General features: G+C 64.9%; 22 protein-coding genes and 1 tRNA gene. 15 read left to right on the top strand and 8 right to left on the bottom strand.

What is annotated here, in order from left to right; genetic code table 11:
- Window positions 1-561 precede the first annotated feature (561 nt).
- Window positions 562-646 (bottom strand) — tRNA-Leu (locus X566_RS05200).
- A 222-nt stretch (window positions 647-868) separates the two neighbouring features.
- On the opposite strand from X566_RS05200, the gene X566_RS25425 reads away from it, so the two are divergent.
- Both X566_RS25425 and X566_RS05190 read left to right on the top strand, forming a co-directional pair.
- Window positions 869-1,000 (top strand): hypothetical protein, encoded by a 132-nt coding sequence (locus X566_RS25425; RefSeq protein WP_275451013.1) that lies wholly within the window; start codon window positions 869-871, stop codon window positions 998-1,000.
- 139 nt (window positions 1,001-1,139) lie between these two features.
- Window positions 1,140-1,673: a disulfide bond formation protein B gene (locus X566_RS05190; protein WP_034467946.1), complete on the top strand. Its 534-nt coding sequence runs from the start codon at window positions 1,140-1,142 to the stop codon at window positions 1,671-1,673.
- 2 nt (window positions 1,674-1,675) lie between these two features.
- On the opposite strand, the gene X566_RS05185 is transcribed toward X566_RS05190, so the two are convergent.
- Together X566_RS05185 and X566_RS05175 are read right to left on the bottom strand one after the other, a co-directional pair.
- Window positions 1,676-2,770 (bottom strand): AbrB family transcriptional regulator, encoded by a 1,095-nt coding sequence (locus X566_RS05185; protein ID WP_051443888.1) that lies wholly within the window; start codon window positions 2,768-2,770, stop codon window positions 1,676-1,678.
- A 718-nt stretch (window positions 2,771-3,488) separates the two neighbouring features.
- Window positions 3,489-4,388: a LysR family transcriptional regulator gene (locus X566_RS05175; RefSeq protein WP_034464086.1), complete on the bottom strand. Its 900-nt coding sequence runs from the start codon at window positions 4,386-4,388 to the stop codon at window positions 3,489-3,491.
- 258 nt (window positions 4,389-4,646) lie between these two features.
- Here X566_RS05175 and X566_RS05170 point away from each other — a divergent pair, with 258 nt between their 5' ends.
- The 3 genes from X566_RS05170 (at window position 4,647) to X566_RS05160 (ending at window position 7,409) form a co-directional block, all read left to right on the top strand.
- Entirely contained in the window at window positions 4,647-5,264 is a 618-nt protein-coding gene (locus X566_RS05170; RefSeq protein ID WP_081740215.1) for a GNAT family N-acetyltransferase, read from the top strand.
- 1 nt (window position 5,265) lies between these two features.
- Complete coding sequence (locus X566_RS05165; RefSeq protein ID WP_034464082.1) at window positions 5,266-6,429, top strand: MFS transporter; 1,164 nt, start codon at window positions 5,266-5,268, stop codon at window positions 6,427-6,429.
- Window positions 6,430-6,602: 173 nt separating this feature from the next.
- Window positions 6,603-7,409, top strand: a complete 807-nt coding sequence (locus X566_RS05160; protein ID WP_051443887.1) for an alpha/beta fold hydrolase — start codon at window positions 6,603-6,605, stop codon at window positions 7,407-7,409.
- A gap of 275 nt (window positions 7,410-7,684) precedes the next feature.
- On the opposite strand, the gene X566_RS05155 is transcribed toward X566_RS05160, so the two are convergent.
- The 3 genes from X566_RS05155 to X566_RS05145 form a co-directional block, all read right to left on the bottom strand.
- On the bottom strand, window positions 7,685-8,257 hold the full coding sequence (locus X566_RS05155) for an HNH endonuclease (protein WP_034467935.1): 573 nt from the start codon (window positions 8,255-8,257) through the stop codon (window positions 7,685-7,687).
- A gap of 102 nt (window positions 8,258-8,359) precedes the next feature.
- Complete coding sequence (locus tag X566_RS05150) at window positions 8,360-9,046, bottom strand: alpha/beta hydrolase (protein ID WP_034464080.1); 687 nt, start codon at window positions 9,044-9,046, stop codon at window positions 8,360-8,362.
- Entirely contained in the window at window positions 9,036-9,905 is an 870-nt protein-coding gene (locus X566_RS05145) for a DNA-3-methyladenine glycosylase family protein (RefSeq protein ID WP_409337812.1), read from the bottom strand. Before X566_RS05145 ends, X566_RS05150 begins: the two co-directional genes overlap by 11 nt.
- A gap of 93 nt (window positions 9,906-9,998) precedes the next feature.
- On the opposite strand from X566_RS05145, the gene gluQRS reads away from it, so the two are divergent.
- The 3 genes from gluQRS to X566_RS05130 all read left to right on the top strand — a co-directional run bounded on the left by gluQRS (window position 9,999) and on the right by X566_RS05130 (window position 14,266).
- A complete protein-coding gene (gluQRS, locus tag X566_RS05140) occupies window positions 9,999-10,874 on the top strand; it encodes a tRNA glutamyl-Q(34) synthetase GluQRS (RefSeq protein WP_034464077.1) in 876 nt (291 codons plus the stop codon).
- A gap of 97 nt (window positions 10,875-10,971) precedes the next feature.
- Window positions 10,972-12,300 carry an ATP-binding protein gene (locus X566_RS05135; protein ID WP_081740059.1) on the top strand — a complete coding sequence of 443 codons (1,329 nt, stop codon included), beginning with the start codon at window positions 10,972-10,974 and terminating at the stop codon, window positions 12,298-12,300.
- 175 nt (window positions 12,301-12,475) lie between these two features.
- Window positions 12,476-14,266 (top strand): radical SAM protein, encoded by a 1,791-nt coding sequence (locus X566_RS05130; protein ID WP_034464075.1) that lies wholly within the window; start codon window positions 12,476-12,478, stop codon window positions 14,264-14,266.
- Window positions 14,267-14,279: 13 nt separating this feature from the next.
- Here the strand turns inward: X566_RS05130 and X566_RS05125 are convergent, their stop codons facing one another.
- Window positions 14,280-15,140: a YihY/virulence factor BrkB family protein gene (locus X566_RS05125; RefSeq protein ID WP_034464073.1), complete on the bottom strand. Its 861-nt coding sequence runs from the start codon at window positions 15,138-15,140 to the stop codon at window positions 14,280-14,282.
- Between the two features lie 214 nt (window positions 15,141-15,354).
- On the opposite strand from X566_RS05125, the gene X566_RS05120 reads away from it, so the two are divergent.
- The 7 genes from X566_RS05120 to X566_RS05090 all read left to right on the top strand — a co-directional run bounded on the left by X566_RS05120 (window position 15,355) and on the right by X566_RS05090 (window position 19,735).
- Complete coding sequence (locus X566_RS05120; protein WP_034464071.1) at window positions 15,355-15,549, top strand: twin transmembrane helix small protein; 195 nt, start codon at window positions 15,355-15,357, stop codon at window positions 15,547-15,549.
- A gap of 58 nt (window positions 15,550-15,607) precedes the next feature.
- Window positions 15,608-16,180: a cob(I)yrinic acid a,c-diamide adenosyltransferase gene (locus tag X566_RS05115; RefSeq protein WP_034464068.1), complete on the top strand. Its 573-nt coding sequence runs from the start codon at window positions 15,608-15,610 to the stop codon at window positions 16,178-16,180.
- Between the two features lie 116 nt (window positions 16,181-16,296).
- A complete protein-coding gene (locus X566_RS05110; RefSeq protein ID WP_034464065.1) occupies window positions 16,297-17,046 on the top strand; it encodes an electron transfer flavoprotein subunit beta/FixA family protein in 750 nt (249 codons plus the stop codon).
- Window positions 17,046-17,990 (top strand): electron transfer flavoprotein subunit alpha/FixB family protein, encoded by a 945-nt coding sequence (locus tag X566_RS05105; protein WP_034464062.1) that lies wholly within the window; start codon window positions 17,046-17,048, stop codon window positions 17,988-17,990. The genes X566_RS05110 and X566_RS05105 overlap by 1 nt, the downstream gene beginning before the upstream one ends.
- Before the next feature lie 189 nt (window positions 17,991-18,179).
- Window positions 18,180-19,055 (top strand): 3-hydroxybutyryl-CoA dehydrogenase, encoded by an 876-nt coding sequence (locus X566_RS05100; protein WP_034464059.1) that lies wholly within the window; start codon window positions 18,180-18,182, stop codon window positions 19,053-19,055.
- Window positions 19,056-19,238: 183 nt separating this feature from the next.
- Window positions 19,239-19,436, top strand: a complete 198-nt coding sequence (locus tag X566_RS05095; RefSeq protein WP_034464057.1) for a putative motility protein — start codon at window positions 19,239-19,241, stop codon at window positions 19,434-19,436.
- Between the two features lie 20 nt (window positions 19,437-19,456).
- Window positions 19,457-19,735, top strand: a complete 279-nt coding sequence (locus tag X566_RS05090) for an acylphosphatase (protein ID WP_034464055.1) — start codon at window positions 19,457-19,459, stop codon at window positions 19,733-19,735.
- Window positions 19,736-19,881: 146 nt separating this feature from the next.
- On the opposite strand, the gene X566_RS05085 is transcribed toward X566_RS05090, so the two are convergent.
- Window positions 19,882-20,766, bottom strand: coding sequence for a TauD/TfdA dioxygenase family protein (locus tag X566_RS05085; RefSeq protein WP_409337811.1), 885 nt, complete (start codon window positions 20,764-20,766; stop codon window positions 19,882-19,884).
- Window positions 20,767-20,776: the final 10 nt, after the last annotated feature.

The raw sequence follows: 20,776 nt of genomic DNA, 5'->3' as shown, positions 1-20,776 counted from the left end.
TTGTCTGAATGATAACTGCGAACGAAGGCCGCCAAAATAAGGCGGAATGCGTCGATTCGCTCGCGCAAACGCTTGCTGGCGACGGCGTTGGCGCTTTGCCGCCAAGTGGAAGACGAGGAGGTGGCGAACTTCCGCCACTTGGCGACCGAGCTGAGCGCGTGTCCGGTGCGGATCGGGAATAAGCCGCGGCCTCAGCGTTTGAGGATCGTGCAGATGCCGTCGGTTTCCGGCTCGGCGGCATTGCGGCGTCGGGCGTGCTGAAGCTGATGCGTAGCTTCCGCGTCGCATCGACCAAGCCGATGGTCCACTCTTCTCATAGAGAGGCCAGGCGGTGATCTCGCCCATGATCGGAAACGTCTCTCGCATCCCTTGGCGACAGCGATCTCCGAGCCGCCGATGGTCAGCTCCGGCTTGAAGATGATGCGACAGCGCTTCTTGCTGGATTTGTCGATAACGTCCCAGGCTCCGGACACACCACTCGTCAGCGGGCCGGCTCCATGAGTGAAAAGTGTGTTGGAAAGGTCGGGAAGAGATCGTTTGGAAGATAGAAGCCGGGGAGAATGGTGCCCCTGGCCGGAATCGAACCAGCACTCCTTGCGGAACTCGATTTTGAGTCGAGCGCGTCTACCAGTTCCGCCACAGGGGCATTCGCGGGACGTGCATGCTGATCCTGGACGGATTGGCGGCGCAGCCCCTCGAAGCGGGCGGACTATAGCGGCCAGCCGGTCGCGGTCAACGCCAAAGGCTGCCGGCCGGGCCCCGATCCGGGAATAAATCGCGCACGGGCTGAGTCTCTCTCGGTCAAGTTTTGGACCGGCGAGGCTGGCGATGCGCGGCCGCGCTTGCGGGTGCGGAGACGATCGCGCCTGTGACGATCGCGGGATATCACGCGATCAGCTGGCGCGATGGCGGAGCGACCTATGTTGCGGCGTCGGACTTGCCGGAGGCCGATCTCACCGCGTTCCAGCGCGCCTTCGTTGCCGGGCTGCAAAGCCTCTGATCCGTCGATCCGTCGGCCGGCTTGCGTTTCGATCCGCGCGGCCGGGAGGGCACACACCCAAGCGTTCGTGAACGACCCCTGCCTCGACAGGTCACAGGGGTCGCGTTACCACGCTGAAAACGGAGTGAATGCCTTGCTGATGCAGACCCACCCGCCGAGGTTCATCAACAGCGGTTCGCGCGCCGCCGCGCAGGCCGCCGGCACGATCGCGGCGATTGCCATTGCCACGCTTGGCGGGGCCCTCTTCTTTGAGCATGTGCTGGACATCAAGCCTTGTCCGATGTGCCTCGAGCAGCGCTACGCCTATTACCTCGCGATCGTGCTTGGCGCCGTGCTGGCGCTGTCGGCGCAGCGGTTGCCGCGCGGCGTGGCGGTGGCGGGGCTCGCGGTGCTGGCCCTGGCGGCGTTCGCCAACATGATCTTCGGAGCGTTTCATGCGGGCGTCGAGTGGGGATTCTGGCCCGGACCTGCGACCTGCAGTGGGCCGGTCAGTGATCTTGGCAGTGCGGGAAGCCTGCTGCAGCGGCTCGATACCGTGAAGGTGATCCGCTGCGACGAGGTGCAGTGGCGCTTCCTCGGTCTCTCGCTCGCCGGCTACAACGCGCTGATCTCCGGGTTGATGATGCTGATCGCCCTTTGGGGGATTACGCGGACGCGCGGCCACGCGGCCTGACGTCAGATCTCGTTCTCCGGGATTTCCGTCGATTTCGGCGCCACCGTCCGCACCACCAGCGGCATCAGCAAGGACACGCCGATGAAGCGGAACAGGTGGTGGGCGCTGATGAAGATCGGGTCGAGGTGCAGGGTCAGCGCGACCGCCATCATCACGTCCATCGCGCCGGGCGCGAACGCCATCGTCGCGTCTTGAACCGGCACACCGGCGAGCCAGATGGTCAGGCCGAGGAAGGCGACCATCAGCACCAGCGCCACCACCAGCGAGCCGATGCCGGCGGCGAGATAGCGCAGGAACGCATCGAGGCCGATGGTCGCGAAGCGGGTACCGACCATCGAGCCGATGCCGATCATCGCGGTGTTCACCACCCACAAGGGCAGGCCGCCGTGAACGATGCCGAATGCATGCAGCACGCCGGAGCCGATCATCGCGCCGAACATCCAGCCGCCGGGGAATTTCATCCGATAGAACAGATAGCCCGAGGCGAACGAAACGCCGACCAGGAGTGGCAGTGACGCGGTGTCGGCGACCGCGAGCCGGCCGGCGCCGGGTCCGGTCACCGACAGGCCGGCGAGCGCCAGCCCCATCGGCAGGAACACCGCCAGCAGGACGACCCGCAGCGTCTGCACGATCGCGACGCCCGCCTGGTCCGACTTGGTTTCCAACGCCATCGCCACCATCTGCGACAGCGCGCCGGGGGCAGCGCCAAGCAGCGCCGACAGTGCACTCCAGCCGTGGACATACCGCAGATACAGCATCGAGCCGAGTGTGACGCAGACGGTGCCGATCCCGAGCAGCGTCAGGCTGATCGGGTAGGTCGTCATGCCGTGCATCATTTCCGGCGTCGCCACCGAGCCGAGGGTGATGCCGAGCGTCGCGGTCGTCACATGCATCAGCGGCTGCGGCATCGCCAGCGGCCGGCCCGCCAGCGCCAGGATGGCCACCGCCAGCATGGCGCCGGAGAGGAACCCGGCGGGCAAGCCGAGCCAATGGAAGATGGTGCCGCCACAGGCGCCGATCGCCAGCGCTTCGGCGGTCCGGACCAGCGCGATGCGTCGGCTGGAGGCGGCGGTGGAGGAGGAAAGGGGCTGATGCAAAGCCGTGCGTCGTCCGGTCGGAGGGCGCGGGCCATTCAGCCGCGCAAACTGTCGGACCGCAAATTACTGCTGTGCAGCAAACGAGGGAAGCGCGGCAGGCGCATGCCTACATGCCGCCGCAAACAGGGGAGCGCCGGCTTGTTCCGGCAGATGGACGAATCCGCCAGCCGCATCTGCTTGCGTTGACTTCAGTGGTGTCGGTAAGGCCGGACAGGAACAGCGCGGCCGTTATGCCGCGCGCGTACGCCGCGGAGCCGTCACACCGTCTGCGAGACGCGTGCGCTCGAACAGTCGTCGGCGGATTCACCCTCGGCAAGCCAACCTCCGCAGTGGACGCAGATCGCGACCGCTTTGATGTCCTCGCATTGGATCGCGAGCGGCGCACGGTCGTCGCGCCGCCGGAATACGAGGACATTGCTTCGCGCGTCTTGCTGTTTGGATTTTGCCGCCATTTGAACCCTCAATCAGATCGTGCGGCAGCATGTCAGCAACGTCGTACCGGTTCGTTCAGGGGAACGCTCGAATTTTAGCATTAACGAACGCCTGGATTCTGCGACCGCGCTTACGAAACGGCAACGCCTATGGCGGCGGCGACAGGAACCCTTTGATCCAGCACTGGTGTTGCGGATCGACTGTGGCGAACGTCGCGCTTGCAGCGTATTGCGTGACGCGCGAGTCATCTGAAATTTTTTGAGTCGCGTAATTGTGCGGGTGTGAATCATTTTGCATGCGCAGGGCGCGCCACGTTCTTGAGTGCAAGAACCACGTCTTTCAGGCCGCGGTGTAAGGGCTTGTCGCGGCGAATCACCAGTGCGAGCGTCCTGTGCAGCTTCGGCGTGAGCGGGCGCACGATCAGCTCCTTGCGATGTTTCGCCTGCTGTACGGCCATGCCGGGCAGCACGGCGCAGCCGAGGCCTGCGCGCACCAGTTCCTTGATCGCCTCGACGCTGCCGAGCGACATCACCGGCTTCAGCGCGATGCCGCTCTGTCTGAACCAGTCATCGGAGATCCGCCGCGTGTTGCCGCCGGGCTCGAACAGCAAAATGGGAAGCGCGGCCAGCGCCTGCGGCGTGAGCCGCTGTGGCAATTGCATCGTCCGCGGTGCGATGACGACGAACTCGTCGTCGAGGACCGGTGTGATCTCGAGCATCCGGCCCGCGGCGGGCAGCGTCACCAGCGCGACGTCGATGCTGTTCTCGTCCACGGCCTTGACGATGTCGGCGGTGTTGCCGGTGGAGACCGTGATCTGCAACGCAGGAAATTTGCGCCGCAAGTCGCGCAGGATCGGCGGCAGGAGAAAGATGCAGGCGGTGGCGCCGGTGCCGATCCGCACCCGGCCGGCTACGCCCTTCGCGTGGCGCGCGACCTCCTCGATCGCGCGCGCGCTCAACGCGTCGATCTCGCTCGCATAGCCGGCGAGCGCGGCGCCGGCGGCGGTCGGCTGGGCGCGGCGGCCGATCCGTTCGATCAATCGCACGCCGAGCCGTTGCTCGAGCTGACGGATCTGCAGACTGACCGCCGGCTGGGTCAGCGATAATCGTTCGGCGGCGGCTGAGAAGCTGCCCAGTTCGAGCACGTCGAGGAAGGTGCGCAGATAGTCGAGGTTGAGCGACTTCATGCATAAGAAAGTCTCATGCCAAGCATAATTTGTAAAATCTTCCTTTATGAGTCTGAACGGCTACTTTTGAACGCGAACCATAAAGGACGCTGGCCGAGGCCCTTGGAACGTTGGACCATGCTGTGGCGCCTGCTTGCCCGTCTGCTGCACGAGGCTTCGCAGGACTGCGCGTTGCGTATGCGTGACGACCGGCTCCTGAACGATGTTGGCTTTGTCCGGCGCGGCCGGCATATTGAACGGATCGAGGACGGCATCGCAATGAAACCGGGATGGAATGCGGAGACCGGACAGCGTGCGGGCGTGAAGTGCGCTGCTGGCGCAGCGCCCCAGGTGCGTGACGCGCAGGACGCTGACATGGCTGCCGTGCAGGCGATCTATGCCCATCATGTGCTGCATGGTCTGGCGACATTTGAGCTGACGCCGCCGTCGCGCGATGAGATGTTGGAACGCCGCGCCGCGGTGTTGAGGCAGGGGCTGCCGTATCTGGTGGCTGAGCTGGATGGGCAGGTCGCCGGCTACTGTTACGCATCGGCGTATCGGCCGCGGCCCGCCTATCGCCACACTATCGAGGATTCGATCTACGTGGCCGAGGGCTTGATCGGGAAGGGGGTCGGCACGGTGCTGTTGACGCAGCTGATCGCGCGCTGCGAGCAGGGGCCGTGGCGGCAGATGATCGCGGTGATCGGCGACAGCGGCAATGCCGGATCGATCGCGCTGCATGCGGCGCAGGGATTCCAGCCGGTCGGCACGTTCAAGTCCGCCGGGTTCAAGTTCGGCCGCTGGGTCGACAGCGTTTTGATGCAGCGGCCGCTCGGGCCGGGCGATACCACGCTCCCTGACGACACCGGGACATCGTCCGCCGCGTCGGTCCGGTGAGATGATGCGGCTGCGGTTGTCGATCGTCATTCCGCTCGGCATCACCCAGACGCTGGCTTGGGCCTCCAGCTATTATCTCCCTGCGATCCTTGCCGGTCCGATCGCGCGCGACCTCGGCCTATCGGAGACGTGGTTGTTCGCGGCGTTCTCCGCGGCCCTGGTGTTGTCCGGCTTGCTTGGTCCGCGCGTTGGTCGCTGGATCGATCGCTCGGGCGGCCGGCAGGTGCTATCGCTCTCCAGTCTGGCGTTCGCTTTGGGCCTTGTCCTGCTCGGCGCATCGCAGACGGCGTCGATGATGGCGCTGGCTTGGCTGCTGCTCGGCGTAGGCATGGGGCTTGGTCTTTACGATGCCGCGTTCGCGGCCCTCGGGCGCATCTATGGCGACACGGCGCGCGGACCGATCACCGGCATCACGCTGATCGCTGGCTTCGCCAGCACGGTCGGCTGGCCACTCAGTGCGCTGGGGCTCGACATGCTCGGCTGGCGCGGCACCTGCTACGGATGGGCGCTCGCGCATGTGCTGATCGGTTTGCCGCTCAACCTGCTGTTCCTGCCGCGCACGGATGCGAAGCCGGTGCCGATGACGTCGAACGTCAAGCCGCACATCGCGATCGACCGGACCATGCTGCTGCTGGCGATTGCCTTCGCTGCGGCCTGGACGGTGACATCGGCGATGGCGGCGCACCTGCCGCGCATCGTCGAGGCCTTCGGCGCGTCGCCGGCGCAGGCGGTGTTCGCCGGCGCGATGATCGGTCCCGCGCAAGTCGCCGCGCGCCTGCTCGAGGCCAGCGTGCTCAGCCGTTATCATCCGGTCGTTTCCACGCGGCTCGCGTGTTTTACGCATCCGCTCGGGGCCGCCGTGATCGCGCTGTTCGGCGGCGGTGCCGCGGCGGTGTTCGCGCTGCTGCATGGCGCCGGCAACGGCATCCTGACGATCGCGCGCGGCACGCTGCCGCTGGCGATCTACGGTCCGGACAATTACGGCTACCGGCTCGGCCTGCTGGGCGCGCCCTCGCGCATCTGCCAGGCGCTCGCGCCGCTCGGCTTCGCCCTCGTCATGGAGCGGATGGGTGGCGCGGTGCTGATCGTGTCGTCGGCGCTGAGCCTGATCGCGCTCGTGACACTGCTGGCGGTGCGGCGGTCGGTGCGAACAGGTGAGGTTTGACGGTGTGCTGCCGTCGCGTTGTTCTCCAGTGCGGTACGAACATCGGCTCGGTCGCATGCAGCGATCGCGCATGCCGTCGCGTTTGGGGACATGCGCTTTGTCGCGCTTGATCTTTTCGTCGATCGTCTGATTGTGGGAGCGATCCGCTGCGCTCTGATATGATTGTGTAGGCCATGATGACGTCTTCGATCTCCGCCACCCCGCAACCGAACCATGCGAGCCTGCCCGGCGTCAGGCTGTGCTATCGCGACAGCGGCGGCGAGGGTGTGCCGCTCGTCCTGCTGCATGCCAACACCGGCACCAGCCTGAGCTGGGAGCCACAGTTCGCGGCATTCACGGCGGCGGGCTATCGGGTGATCGCCTTCGATCGCCGCGGCTGGGGCGGCAGCATCGCCGATGCCGCGAGCGGACCGCAGCCCGGCAGCGTCGCCGAAGACCTCGCCGCCCTGGTCGATCATCTGCGGCTGCCGCCGTTCCATCTGCTCGGCGTTGCCGGCGGCGGCTTCGTCGCGCTGGACTATGGATCGTGGCGGCAGCAGACCTTGCGCAGCCTGACCGTTGCCGCCAGCACCGGCTCGTTCAGCGAGCCCGAGATGGAGCAGGTGCGGCAGAACCTGATGTTTCCAGGGTTCTACGACCTGCCCGAATTGTTCCGCGAGATCGGCCCGTCGTTCCGTGCCGCCGAGCCGGAGCGCACCGCCGCCTGGGCCCATGCGCAGGAGCAGGCGCGTCAGCCCGATGCGCCGGCGCAACCGCTGCGCACGCCAAACACATTCGCCAAGATCGCGCAGATTCGCTCGCCGATGCTGGCCATCACCGCCAGTGCCGACCTGTATGCGCCGCCGACACTGATGGCGCGATGGCTGCGGCACATTCCACAGGCGGAGGTCGTGGCGATCGCCGACGCCGGGCATTCGGTGCCGATGGAGCAGCCGGAGCTTTTCAACCGCGCAGTGCTGGATTTCATCGGCCGCCACTAGAGCGCGATGAGATTTGGATGAATCATTCCCGCGCTTTAGCTCACTGTTGAAGCCTGATCGTTTCGGAAAACCGCTTCACACTTTTCCAGATCATGCTTAGCCATTTCGGCAAAGTCGCCCACTGCAGATGACGGAATGTGAGATTGTGCTGGCAGCGCGCGTGAGGCGCCGCACTGCGGCTCTCCGGCTGAGCGTTGCTCAGCGCGTCATGCGGCGAGCCGATGTGGGGTGTAGGATGCGAGGCGAGTATCCGTGGCGATGGCAGCCGCGCGGGATCACGGATCGAGCTCGGTGTCCCAGTAGAGATAGTCCATCCAGCTGTCGTGCAGGTAGTTCGGCGGGAACAGCCTGCCGTTGCGATGCAGCTGATGCACCGTCGGCTGGTAAGGCGCTTGCGTCGGGAACATGTGCGCCTGTTGCGGCGTCATGTTGCCCTTCCTCAGGTTGCACGGCGAGCACGCGGCAACGACATTCTCCCATGTCGTCTGGCCGCCCTTCGAACGCGGAATGATGTGATCGAAGGTCAGGTCGCTGCCGTCACCGCAGTACTGGCAGGAAAACTTGTCGCGCAGGAAGACGTTGAAGCGCGTGAAGGCGGGATGGGTCGTCGGCTTCACGAACGACTTGAGCGAGACGACACTCGGCAGCAGCATCTCGAACGACGGGCTGCGGACAGCGTGATCGTAATTGGCGACGATGTTGACGCGGTCGAGGAACACCGCCTTGATGGCGTCCTGCCAGGACCAGAGCGAGAGGGGGTAATAGCTGAGCGGACGAAAATCCGCATTCAGCACCAGTGCCGGGAATCCACTCGCCGGATGTCCGTGGTGTGACACGTGCACGTTCAAGTAACGCTCCAAACTCCTTTGAGATTCGGAAGCAATTCCTTAAGCATAGTCTACAAGGACCGTGACATGCTTGTGAAGAGGGTTCGGGCGCCGGCCCGAACTCTATTCACGGGCCGCGGCAAAGGCGCGTGCGAGAAATTGTCCGCCGAGCCGCAGTCCTTCTTCATCGATCCCATGGCCAATGCCGTGGGACATATGGGTTTCCGGTGTGATCCCGAGTGTCTTCAAGCCGGTTGCGGAGAATTCCAGCGAGGCAGGCGGAACGACCTCGTCCATATCGCCATGGATCAGCAGCGCCGGTGGTCGGCTCGTGACCTCGGCCTGCATGGCGGCGAAGTCGGTCTGATTCGGCGCGGTCAGCCGCCCGGAATAGCCGACGATGGCGAGCGGTGGAGTGCTCCGGCGCAGACCCACATGCAATGCCATCATCGTTCCCTGGCTGAAGCCGACCAGGGCGAGCGCCGTTGGTGGCAGTTGGTGCCGTTGCAACGTGTCGTCGAGGAAGCGATGCAGGACGGGGGCGGCGGAGGTGACGCCGTTCCAACGGGCGGCGGGATTGCTGCGGTCGATCGCAAACCACTGCCGGCCGATCGGCATCTCCGCACACGGCTCGGGAGCATCCGGAGAGATGAAAGTCGCATCCGGCAGCAGCGCGCGCCATGCGTAGCCGATGTCGATCAGGTCGTTTCCGTCGGCGCCGTAACCATGCAGGAACACGACGAGCTGTCGCGTCGTGCCGGAGAGTGGCGGGATGCTTGGGCCGTCCAGGCGGGACCGTTCAGCGTCCATGACGTGCGGCTCCTTTGCGAGGCTTCTGGGATGTTGCGAACTTCGCCGGTTTGCGCGTTGCCGCGGATGAGGGCTTGCGCGTTTTCGCAGCCGTTCGCGCCTTCGTGGTGGCCTTCGCCGGAGCTGCGGGCCTGACCTTTTTCTCCGGCGGCATCGGATCGAATCCGGACGCCTTGACGACTTTATAGTAGCTCCAGAACAGGTGGGCGGCGGCGCCACGATACGGCCGCCAGGCTTCGCCGAGGGTTGCCATCTCCTTCACCGTCGGCCGCGCGCGCAGGCCGAGGCCGATCCGGACCGCCTCCTGTATGGCGAGGTCTCCCGCGGGCCAGGCGTCGCCATGGCCGAGGCAGAACAGCAGGTAGATGTCGGCGGTCCATGGACCGATGCCGTGCAGCTTCGTCAGCGCCGCGTGCGCCGCGTCTGCGGGCGCGTCGGCGAGGGCTGCGAGATCGAGGCGGCCTGCGGCGATCTCGCCGGCGATGAATTTCAGCGTCTTGATCTTGGCGACGGAAAGGCCCAGGCGGCGCAGCTTGTCGGCGCGGGCCTGGCGAATGTGGTCGTGGTGCAACTCGTCATAGGCCTCCACCATCCGCGCCCAGATCGCGGCCGCCGCGAAGGTCGAGAGCTGCTGGCCACAGATGGTCGAGGCGAGGCCGGCAAAACCTGGCGCGCGGCGGCGCAGGGCAGGCGGTCCTGCCGCTTGCAGCACCATCTCGAAGATGGGGTCGAGCCGGCGATCCTGGCTGCGGAGCGCCTGCAAAGCGCGATCGAGATCCGCCTGGGTTTCGAGGTGGAACGGCATGGCGGAGGGTTGCTGCGACGTTCGGTTCGGATTGTTGTGCAGTCCGTCTTGCATGATGAACTTTCACGGGAGATGGATTGCCGGGTCAACCCCGGCAATGGCAGATGAGGTGTGACAGCGGCGTGCCTGTCACCACGAGCGAGAGCGATGCCACCCGTTTTCCGTTTTGCACCGAGCCCGAACGGCTATCTCCATCTCGGCCACGCGCTGTCCGCGCTGCTGAACTTCGAGGCCGCGCGTGCGTCGGGCGGCCGTTTCCTGCTGCGGATCGAGGATATCGACGGCGCGCGCAGCCGCGCGGACTACGAAGCCGCGATCTATGAAGACCTCGCCTGGCTCGGCATCGCCTGGGAACAGCCGGTGCGGCGCCAGTCCGAGCACATGTCCGTTTACGGCGAAGCGGTGCAGCGGCTGCAGCAGGCGGGGCTGGTGTATCCGGCCTTCGAGAGCCGCGCCGACATCACACGCCTGGTGGCGGAACGGGAACGACAGGGGCCATGGCCTCGCGATCCCGATGGCGCGCCGCTCTATCCCGGTGCGGCGCGAACGATGGATGCGGATGCGCGTGCGGCATTGATCACAAGCGACGCGCCCTATGCGTTGCGGCTCGACACGGCGGCAGCGGTGGCAAGAACGGGACCGCTCTCCTGGCAGGAGCAGGGCACGGGTCCAGCCGGTGAGACCGGTACGATGGTTGCCACGCCCGAGCGCTGGGGCGACGTGATCGTCGCGCGCAAGGAAACGCCGACGAGCTATCACCTGTCGGTGGTGATCGACGATGCCCTGCAGGGGGTGACGCATGTGATTCGCGGCCAGGACCTGTTCTGGTCGACCAGCGTCCATCGCCTGCTGCAGGGATTGCTGGATTTGCCGGCGCCGCTGTATCGCCACCACCCACTCGTGCGCGACGAGCATGGGCGGAAGCTGTCGAAATCGACCCATGCGACGTCGCTGCGTGCGTTGCGTGCTGCGGGTCTCACCGCGGACGATATTCGTGCGCGGATCGGATTGCCGCGTGCGTGACTCGCGAGCGCGCTTCGTGCCAAGGTGCCGCCGGGCAGGGTGACGGATGATAGCGAAGCGACAGACAGGACGCGCAAGGGCAGGGCAGGGGTCGGCCATGCCGCGCAAGCGCACGCCGGGGCACTCCGGCGCGCGGACAGTGCCGCCGTCCAAGCCGTTTCGAAAGAAGACATCTGGAAAAAAGACGCCACGAAAGAAGGCGCTCAAGAGTCCTGCAAGCAAGAACAAGAGCCTCACTACCAAGAAGAAGACGCTGCACGCGCCGGTGAGCGGGCGAGGATCGTCGGCGCAACTGCCGGTGATCGAGGCGGTGCTCGCCACCTTTGCGCATGAGGTGCGCACGCCGCTGACCGGCGTGCTGGCGATCAGCGATCTGCTTGCGACCTCCGACCTCGGCGAGCGCGAGCGCCGCTGGGTCGAGACCATCAAGGCGAGCGCCGAGCACCTGTCGGCACTGGCGACGCTGTTCGTCGATGCGGCGCGCAGCAAGGCGTCTGCACTGACGTTGCGCCATGACGTGTTCGATCTGCGCGCGCTGTTGCGGACCGCAGCCGATTCGCTGGTTGGCCGCGCCGCGGCGAAAGGTCTTTCGACCACCATCGCGGTCGCCGAGGATCTGCCGCTCTTCGTGCTGGGCGATGCGGTGCGGTTGCGGGCGGCGCTGGAGAACCTGATCGACAATGCCGTGAAGTTCACCGCCGCCGGCGCCATCGTCATGACCGTGCATCGCGCCCGCGCGCCGAAAGGCAAGGCTGGCATTCACTTTGCGCTGGCCGACTCCGGCATCGGCATTTCCGCCGCCGAGCTTCGCCGCCTGTTCCGCCCGTTCTCGCAGGCCAACGTCTCGATCGCGCAGCGGTTTGGCGGGGCCGGGCTCGGTCTGTCGTCAGTGCGGCAGCTCGCGCGTGCCATGGGAGGCGATGTCACCGTTGCGGCTCAGCGGACCGGCGGTGCCGTGTTCACGCTCACGGCGATGCTGGACCTCGCGCCGGAGGCCGAGGATGCAGCCGATGACATTGCATTCGAGTCGCCGCGGGCGCTCCGCATCCTGTCGGTCGAAGATAATCCGTTCGGTCGTGTCGTGCTGAACGCCATTCTGCAGGAACTCGGGCACCAGACCGAGTTCATCGGCCGCGGCGAGGATGCGGGCGATCGCCTGGCGCAAGGCGGTTTCGATCTGGTGTTGATGGATATGGTGCTGCCGGGGATTAACGGCGTCGAGGCGATCCGACGGATTCGCGCCCGGACCGGAGGGTTAGGGCGCATTCCGATCATCGGCGTGTCGGGGCGCGACAGCGACGAGAAGCCGGCGCTGGCTGCGGGGGCCGATGCTTTCCTCCTCAAACCGGTGTCACCGCGGGCGCTCGCCCAGACGGTGGCCAGAATTCTGCGCAGTCGTCATGCATCTGCGATACCCCGGTCATGATGACGGCAGCTTGAAGGCGGAATGCGGGCATTTGCGAGTCGCGGGCTGAAACAATTCCAATCGGCCGGCCGAAACAGCCCGGATTGTGCCTTGCGGCAAGCGGGTGCATGGGCCACCATGACCCAATGTCACGTTATCTGATATCACGTCATCTCCAGTCGATTGGACGACAAGCATGCAGCCGCAACGGCGTTTTTGTCTCGTGCTTGTCAAACCCTCGCATTACGACGACGACGGCTACGTCATCCAATGGATGCGCTCGCCGATCCCCTCCAATTCACTAGCGGCGCTATACGGCATCGCCCAGGACTGCGACGAGCGGGCGGCGCTCGGCGCCGATGTCCGCATCGAGATCCATGCGCTCGATGAGACCAACACCAGGATCAGGCCGAAGCAACTCGCCCGCATGATCCGCGCCGCCGGCAGCGGCATGGTGCTGATGGTCGGCGTGCAGTCGAACCAGTTTCCGCGCGCGCTCGATCTCGCCGGCGCGCTGCGCGATCTCGGCATCGACGTCTGCATCGGCGGTTTCCACGTTTCGGGCGTGCACAGCATGCTGAAAGGGGTCGATGCGGATCTTGATCGGGCGCGCGCCATGGGCGTGTCGTTGTTCGCGGGCGAGGCTGAAGGACGGCTCGACGAGGTGCTGCAGGACGCGATGGCCTCGAAGCTCAAGCCGCTCTACAACTTCATCAACGACCTGCCGCCGATCGAGGGAGCGCCGATCCCGTTGATGGCGGCGCAGCGGGCGCTGCGCACGGCCGGAGGCGTCACCAGCTTCGACGCCGGGCGCGGCTGTCCTTACCAGTGCTCGTTCTGCACCATCATCAACGTGCAGGGGCGCAAGTCGCGCCGCCGCTCGCCGGACGACATCGAGAAGATCGTCCGGGTCAACTATGCCCAGGGCCTGCGCAGCTTCTTCATCACCGACGACAACTTCGCCCGCAATAAGGATTGGGAGGCAATTCTCGATCGCCTGATCCATCTGCGCGAGGTGGAGAAGCTCAACATCGGCTTCATCATCCAGGTCGATACGCTCTGCTACAAGCTGCCGAACTTCGTCGCGAAATGCGCGCGGGCGGGCGTGCGCCGCGTGTTCATCGGGCTCGAGAACATCAACCCGCAGAACCTGATGGGAGCCAAGAAGAAGCAGAACAAGATCACTGAGTACCGGCAGATGCTGCTGGCCTGGAAATCCGCGCGGGTCATCACCTATGCCGGTTACATCCTGGGCTTTCCCAACGATACGCCCGAGTCGATCATGCACGACATCGACGTGATCAAGCGCGAGCTGCCCGTCGATCTGCTCGAGTTCTTCTGCCTGACGCCGTTGCCGGGCTCGGAGGATCACCAGACGCTGGTGCGGGCGGGTGCGCCGCTCGATGCCGATTTGAACCGCTACGACACCAATCACGTCTGCACCACGCACGCGAAAATGTCGGCGGAGGAATGGCACCGTGCCTACCGGATGGCATGGCAGCGCTACTATACGACGGAACACATCACGACGATCATGCGCCGCGTGGCCTCCAGCGGCGGCAATGCCAGCAACGCGCTGTTCTTGATCACCTGGTTCAAGGGCAGCATCGACTTCGAGAACATCCACCCGCTCGAAACCGGATTTCTGCGGCGGAAATTCCGCAAGGATCGTCGGCCGGGCCAGCCGCTGGAGCCGGTCTGGCGGTTCTATCCACGTTACTACGGCGAGACCGCGGTCAAGCTGGTGCGCTGGGGTGCACTCTATCTACGCTTGCGCAAGATCTATCTCGGCATCAAGCGCGACCCCAAGCGCTTCGCCTACACCGATCTGGCGATGACGCCCTGGAGCGAAGACGACAGCTCCGGCGAGTTGTTCTCGAGCGAGGCGGCGAAGCTCTATGTCGGACAGCAGCGGCGGCTGCAGGACATCCGCGCGGCCTCCGGCCAGGCCGGGGTCTTGCCGGCGTCTGCGCGGGCGGCGCCGTGACCGCGCAACGCGCCTATGTCGGCTTGCTGTCGCTGTCGGGCAGTTTGGTCTTCATGATCGCGGCGTTGAACTCGCCGCCATAAACGAAGATCGAGGCGATGAAATACAGGAACACCAGCGCGATGATGACCGACGCGAGACCTGCATAGGTCGTCACGTAGTTGTTGGCGAATTCCTCGAGATATTTGCCGAACAGGGTGCCGGAGGCGAGCGAGCCGACGATCGTCAGCAGGATGCCGGGCACGATGTCACACAGTTTGCGAGTCCCTGCGGGCAGCCACATGTGGACGATGAACAGCGCGACGATCATCGACAGCGTCGCCAGCCCGAGCCGCGCGAAGGTGATGAACGACTCGTTGATTTCCATCTCGATCGGGAAGTAGTGCCGCGCGGCGGCGATGAGCAGCGGCGCCAGCACGATCAGGAAGGCGAGCGACAGCAGCGACACCGCCGCGAGCAGCGTATAACCGATCGATTCCAGCCGCAGCCAGTACCAGGCCCGCGTTTCCACCACGCCATAGGCGCGGTTCAGGCCGACACGCAGGCTCTCGACCCCGTTGGAGGCGAAGTAGATCGCCAGGACGAGGCCGATGGTCAGCACGCCCCCCTGCGCGCGGGTGAGGACGTTGTGAATTTCGCCGGCGATGGCATTGGCGACGCGCTCGGGCCAGGTGTCGAGGATGAGCTCGGCCGCCTGGTCGGCGAGCTGCGCCGAGCCGAAGAAGCCGGCCAGCGCCGTGATGACGATCAGAAACGGAAACAGCGCCATCAAGGCCGACAGCGCGATGTGGCTGGCGATCGCCCAGCCGTCATCGATCAGGAACTTTTCGAAGGCGTGCATCGAAACGCGATAGATGTAGCGGACGTATTTCACGGCCGACTCGCCCGCATCGTTCCAAGGTCCTTCCCGTTCGGAAGGCCCTCGCGACGCCATTCGCGGGCCTTCGACTTCGATATGTGCCACGCCTGTCCATGCAGTTCAGACGTGCAGCCGCTCCGCAACGGCCGATCCTAACCCGGAGCCGCCTGCATGGCGACTCGGCAATCCAGATGTTAGATAGATTGAAAGAGGATATGGTTGAATCGGCATGGCAGGTTTTCTGAGCAACTTTCTGGTCCCGGTCGCGATCGCTGCGGTTGCGGTGGTGCTACTGCTGGGGCTGCTCAACATGATGCGCGGCGGCTCGCCGGACACCTCGCAGCGGCTGATGCGGCTGCGCGTGCTGTTGCAGTTCGTCGCGATCATCGTGGCGATGGCCGCGCTGTGGGCGATGGGGCGCTGACGCGGCGGCGTTGGCGTCGGGTTGCGAGCGGGAAGGCGAATATCCGGGAGATGACGTGATGGTGGTCCTCAATCGCATCTATACCCGCACCGGCGATGACGGAACGACAGCGCTGGGCTCCGGCGAGCGCCGGCCGAAGTATGACCTGCGCGTTTCATCATATGGAACTGTTGACGAGACCAACGCGGCGATCGGCGTCGCCCGGCTGCATATCGATGCTGCGTCCCGGCTCGGCACGATGCTGGCCGCCATTCAGAACGACCTGTTCGATGTCGGCGCCGACCTCGCAGTTCCCGACCGGCCGGGCAAGGCCGAGCGGCTGCGGATCGTGCAATCGCAGGTGGACCGGCTGGAGCGCGATATCGATGAGCTGAACGCGAACCTGGCGCCGCTGACCTCGTTCGTATTGCCCGGCGGTCATGCCGGGGCGGCGTATCTGCATGTCGCCCGGACGATTTGCCGCCGCGCCGAGCGGCTGATGGCCGAACTTGCGGCGCGCAGCGACGAGCCGGTGAGCCCCGCTGCGCTTAAGTATATGAACCGTTTGTCTGACTTTCTGTTTGTCGCCGCCCGCGCGATGAACGATAACGGAAGGGCGGACGTGCTGTGGGTGCCCGGTCAGAACCGTTGAGGCTGGAACGCCCCCAAACCGTCCAAAAAACCCCTTTGCCGCGTTGACCGCGCTAGACGGGGCCAGTAGGTTCCGCGCCCATCAGCCACCATTGCCATGAAGACGAAAGGGGACCGATGAAGGTTCTTGTGCCAGTGAAGCGGGTCGTTGATTACAACGTTAAAATCCGCGTCAAGAGTGACGGTTCGGGTGTTGAGCTCGCCAACGTCAAGATGTCGATGAACCCGTTCGACGAAATTGCCGTTGAGGAAGCGCTCCGCCTCAAGGAGGCCGGCAAGGCGACCGAGGTCGTCTGCGTTTCGATCGGCCCGGCGCAGTGCACCGAGACGATCCGTACCGGTCTCGCCATGGGCGCCGACCGCGGCATCCTGGTCAAGGCCGAGGGAACCGTCGAGCCGCTCGCGGTCGCGAAGATTCTCAAGGCCGTCGCCGACGAAGAGAAGCCGGGCCTGATCATCCTCGGCAAGCAGGCGATCGACGACGACTCCAACCAGACCGGCCAGATGCTGGCCGCGCTGCTCGGCTGGTCGCAGGCGACCTTCGCTTCGAAGGTCGTGATCGACGGGTCCGACGTGACGGTGACGCGTGAGGTCGATGGCGGTCTGCAGACCGTGAAGTTGAAGGGGCCGGCGATCGTCACCACCGACCTGCGCCTGAACGAGCCGCGTTATGCGAGCCTGCCCAACATCATGAAGGCCAAGAAGAAGCCGATCGGCGAGAAGACCGCCGCTGACTACGGTGTCGACCTGACGCCGCGTCAGGAAGTCCTGAAGACCACCGAGCCGCCGGGCCGCAAGGCTGGCGTCAAGGTCAAGGACGTCGCCGAGCTTGTGTCGAAACTGAAGAATGAGGCCGGGGTTATCTGATGGCTACGCTGCTGATTGCCGAACACGACAACGCGTCGGTCAAGGACGCGACCAACAAGGCGCTCACGGCGGCTGCGGCACTCGGAGCCGACGTCGATGTGCTCGTCGCCGGACAGGACGCCAAGGGCGCGGCCGATGCGGCCGCCAAGCTCTCGGGCGTGAAGAAGGTGCTGCTCGCCGACAACGCGCTCTATGCGCACGACCTCGCCGAGCCGCTCGCCGCGCTGATCGTCTCGCTCGCCGACAAGTATGACGCGATCGTTGCGCCCGCGACCTCGCGCTACAAGAACGTGATGCCGCGTGTCGCCGCATTGCTCGACGTGATGCAGGTGTCGGAGGTGATCAAGGTGGTCTCGCCGGACACCTTCGAACGTCCGATCTATGCCGGCAACGCGATCCAGACCGTGAAGTCGAACGACAAGAAGAAGGTCATCACCGTTCGCACCTCGACCTTCGCTGCGGCCGGCAACGACGGCAGCGCCACGGTGGAGAACGCGAACGCGGCGGCCGACCCGGGCCTGTCGACCTTCGTCGGCGAGGAAGTCGCCAAGAGCGATCGTCCCGAGCTCACTTCGGCGAAGATCATCGTCTCCGGTGGCCGTGCCATGCAGAGCCGCGAGAACTTCACCAAGTACATCGAGCCGCTCGCCGACAAGCTCGGCGCAGGCGTCGGTGCATCGCGCGCTGCGGTCGATGCGGGTTATGCTCCGAACGACTGGCAGGTCGGCCAGACCGGCAAGGTGGTCGCTCCGGAACTTTATATCGCCGTCGGCATTTCCGGTGCGATCCAGCATCTCGCCGGTATGAAGGACTCCAAGGTGATCGTTGCGATCAACAAGGACGAAGAGGCGCCGATCTTCCAGGTTGCGGATTACGGCCTGGTCGCGGACCTCTATCAGGCAGTGCCTGAATTGACGGCAGAGCTGGCGAAGGCCGGCAAGTAACCCGCCCCGCTCCACCCTCGGACGGATCCGGAGGGTGGGTGCGGCGGTACGATAGGGCATCCGGTCCGACGTGACCGGATCGCCACGCGAAGACGGCATCGGGCGGATGACACATTCCCGCCCGGTGTTAAGATCGGGGCAGCAGGGCGACGCGGGACGGCCCCGCCTTACGAAACCAAACGGACGGCCATGAACATCAGAAAAGTCGGGGTAATCGGCGCAGGCCAGATGGGTAACGGCATTGCCCATGTCGCGGCGATGGCGGGGTACGACGTCGCGCTGAACGACGTCGCCGAAGATCGCGTCAAATCGGCGCTCGCGACCATCGAAGGCAATTTGAAGCGTCTGGTGGTGAAGAGTGCGATCACTGACGAGGCGCGCAAGGCGGCGATGGCACGCATCGCGCCGGCGACGAGCCTCGATCAACTCGCCGACTGCGACCTCGTCATCGAGAGCGCGGCTGAAAAGGAAGAGATCAAGCGCAAGATCTTCCATGATCTCTGCGCGGTACTGAAGCCGACTGCGATCATCGGTTCCAACACATCGTCGATTTCGATCACGCGCCTGGCGGCGACGACGGACCGCCCCGAGCGCTTTATCGGCATTCATTTCATGAATCCGGTGCCGCGCATGGAGCTGGTCGAACTGATCCGTGGCATCGCCACCGAGGATGCGACCTTCGAGGCATCGAAGGAATTCGTCACCTCGCTCGGCAAGCAGATCGCCGTCTCGGAGGATTTCCCGGCGTTCATCGTCAACCGCATTCTGCTGCCGATGATCAACGAGGCGATCTACACGCTGTACGAGGGCGTCGGCAACGTCGAGGCGATCGACGCGGCGATGAAGCTCGGCGCACATCATCCGATGGGGCCGCTGGAACTTGCGGACTTCATCGGCCTCGATACCTGCCTCGCCATCATGCAGGTACTGCACGAGGGACTCGCAGACTCTAAGTATCGCCCTTGCCCGCTGCTCGTGAAGTATGTCGAGGCCGGCTGGCTCGGCCGCAAATCGCAGCGCGGCTTTTACGACTACCGCGGCGAGAAGCCGGTGCCGACCCGCTGACGGTTGCGGCGTGGTGTCCCGTAAAGCGGGCTGCGAGGATTCGTTAACTGCTGCCCGCTAAAGCATGATCCGGAAACGTGTGAAGTGGTTTTCCGAAAAGATCATGTTTAAACAATAAGCTAAAGCGCGAGGATGATTCATCTCAATCTCGTCGCGCTTTAGTGTCGGAGACGGAGATCGCTTATGGATGTCGCAGCGCTCGCAGCAAGCTTGGTCACGATGCAGGCCGGGGCAACCCAGCAGGCGGTGGCAACACGCATGCTGAAGATGAACCTGAATGCGCAGGCGGACGCCGTAAACGTGCTGCTCGGCACGCCCGCGGCAACGTCATCGGCCAATCTCGCAACCGGCGTCGGCGGCAAGCTCGACATGTCGGTGTAAGTGCATTCGGGGAGGCCCGAATGACCGACCAGCGCTCCATCCTCGTTCGTATCTCGGGTCGCGTTCAGGGTGTCGGTTACCGCGACTGGACCCGGCACAAGGCCGCGAGCCTTGGCCTGTCTGGTTGGGTGCGCAATCTTTCCACTGGCGAGGTCGAGGCGGTCTTCAGCGGTCCGGCGGAAACCGTCGAGAGGATGCTCGCGGCATGCCGGCGTGGGCCGCCGCTGGCGCAGGTTGACGCGGTCGCGATCGTTGGTCCGGCCGAGCCCGTGACGGGCCCGTTCTCCGTGCGCTTCTGAGACATACGCACCCGAGACATACGCATCCCAGACGTATGCGCCGAACCATCTCGCCGCGTTTCAGCCGCGGGGATAAAAGGCGAGGCGCAACTCCGCCGCAGGGCGCGGGCGGAGTTCGCCGGTCAGCACGACCACGTCGGAACACGTCAATAGGGCTTGTCGCCCTGCACGGTGACGCGGAAGCCCGAGCGCGTATGCGGCCAGTAGTCCCACATCGCGCGATGCTGGGCGCAGCGGTTGTCCCAGAACGCCAGCGAGTTCTCGCGCCAGCGGAAGCGGCACTGGAACAGCGGATGCGCCATGTGTTCGTAGAGATAGCGCAGGATGCCATCGCTCTCGTCGCGCGGAAGGCCGACGATGTAGCGGGTGAAGCCGCGGTTCACGAACAGCGCCTTGCGTTTGGTGACCGGATGGATGCGGATCACTGGATGCTCGGCGCGGGGGTAGACCGGGCGGTCCTTGACGCCGAAGTTAGCATAGGTGCCGCGATAATTGTCCTCGCCGTCATGGACCGCGGTCAGACCTTCGAGGTACTGCTTCATGCGATCGGAGAGCGCGTCGTAGGCCGCGTACATGTTGGCGAACAGCGTGTCGCCGCCCTTCGGCGGGCAGGTCTTGATGTAGAGGATGCTGCCCATCGGCGGCGCCTCGTCGCAGGACACATCGCTGTGCCACCCCTCGCCGTTGGCGCGCGGCGAATTCCTGTCGGCGTGGATGATCATCAGCTCGGGATGGTCCGGCGCATGCGGCGCGGCCGGATGGATGTGCAGGTCACCGAACATGCGGCCGAAGGCGAGGTGCTGCTCTTCGGTCAGGTGCTGGTCGCGGAAGAAGATGACGAGGTTCTCGGCAAGCGCGCGATGGATTTCGTCGGCCGCTTTGTTGCTCAGCGGCTGCGACAGATCGATGCCGCCGATCTCGGCGCCGATGATCGGCGTCAGCTTGTCGACGGTGAGCGTTGCATAAGGCGCTTCCTCGTCGACGATGTGCTTGTAACGGGGGCCGGGGACCCTCTGCATACCTGTCGCCATTGCCATTCCT

Origin of the sequence: Afipia sp. P52-10, from assembly GCF_000516555.1 — a bacterium.
GTDB lineage: Bacteria > Pseudomonadota > Alphaproteobacteria > Rhizobiales > Xanthobacteraceae > P52-10.
Note: the sequence above shows the minus strand (reverse complement) of the source record. Positions and strands in the feature narration are given on the sequence as shown.

What these genes read in the sequence shown, in the direction of transcription:
- X566_RS05130 (WP_034464075.1), top strand. Translation starts at nt 12,476, where the DNA reads ATGCAGCCGCAACGGCGTTTTTGTCTCGTGCTTGTCAAACCCTCGCAT.
- X566_RS05170 (WP_081740215.1), top strand. Translation starts at nt 4,647, where the DNA reads ATGAAACCGGGATGGAATGCGGAGACCGGACAGCGTGCGGGCGTGAAG.
- gluQRS (WP_034464077.1), top strand. Translation starts at nt 9,999, where the DNA reads ATGCCACCCGTTTTCCGTTTTGCACCGAGCCCGAACGGCTATCTCCAT.
- X566_RS05145 (WP_409337812.1), bottom strand. Translation starts at nt 9,905, where the DNA reads ATGCAAGACGGACTGCACAACAATCCGAACCGAACGTCGCAGCAACCC.
- X566_RS05165 (WP_034464082.1), top strand. Translation starts at nt 5,266, where the DNA reads ATGATGCGGCTGCGGTTGTCGATCGTCATTCCGCTCGGCATCACCCAG.
- X566_RS05085 (WP_409337811.1), bottom strand. Translation starts at nt 20,766, where the DNA reads ATGGCGACAGGTATGCAGAGGGTCCCCGGCCCCCGTTACAAGCACATC.
- X566_RS05120 (WP_034464071.1), top strand. Translation starts at nt 15,355, where the DNA reads ATGGCAGGTTTTCTGAGCAACTTTCTGGTCCCGGTCGCGATCGCTGCG.
- X566_RS05110 (WP_034464065.1), top strand. Translation starts at nt 16,297, where the DNA reads ATGAAGGTTCTTGTGCCAGTGAAGCGGGTCGTTGATTACAACGTTAAA.
- X566_RS05135 (WP_081740059.1), top strand. Translation starts at nt 10,972, where the DNA reads ATGCCGCGCAAGCGCACGCCGGGGCACTCCGGCGCGCGGACAGTGCCG.
- X566_RS05105 (WP_034464062.1), top strand. Translation starts at nt 17,046, where the DNA reads ATGGCTACGCTGCTGATTGCCGAACACGACAACGCGTCGGTCAAGGAC.
- X566_RS05095 (WP_034464057.1), top strand. Translation starts at nt 19,239, where the DNA reads ATGGATGTCGCAGCGCTCGCAGCAAGCTTGGTCACGATGCAGGCCGGG.
- X566_RS05090 (WP_034464055.1), top strand. Translation starts at nt 19,457, where the DNA reads ATGACCGACCAGCGCTCCATCCTCGTTCGTATCTCGGGTCGCGTTCAG.
- X566_RS05150 (WP_034464080.1), bottom strand. Translation starts at nt 9,046, where the DNA reads ATGGACGCTGAACGGTCCCGCCTGGACGGCCCAAGCATCCCGCCACTC.
- X566_RS05175 (WP_034464086.1), bottom strand. Translation starts at nt 4,388, where the DNA reads ATGAAGTCGCTCAACCTCGACTATCTGCGCACCTTCCTCGACGTGCTC.
- X566_RS05115 (WP_034464068.1), top strand. Translation starts at nt 15,608, where the DNA reads ATGGTGGTCCTCAATCGCATCTATACCCGCACCGGCGATGACGGAACG.
- X566_RS05100 (WP_034464059.1), top strand. Translation starts at nt 18,180, where the DNA reads ATGAACATCAGAAAAGTCGGGGTAATCGGCGCAGGCCAGATGGGTAAC.
- X566_RS05160 (WP_051443887.1), top strand. Translation starts at nt 6,603, where the DNA reads ATGATGACGTCTTCGATCTCCGCCACCCCGCAACCGAACCATGCGAGC.
- X566_RS05190 (WP_034467946.1), top strand. Translation starts at nt 1,140, where the DNA reads ATGCAGACCCACCCGCCGAGGTTCATCAACAGCGGTTCGCGCGCCGCC.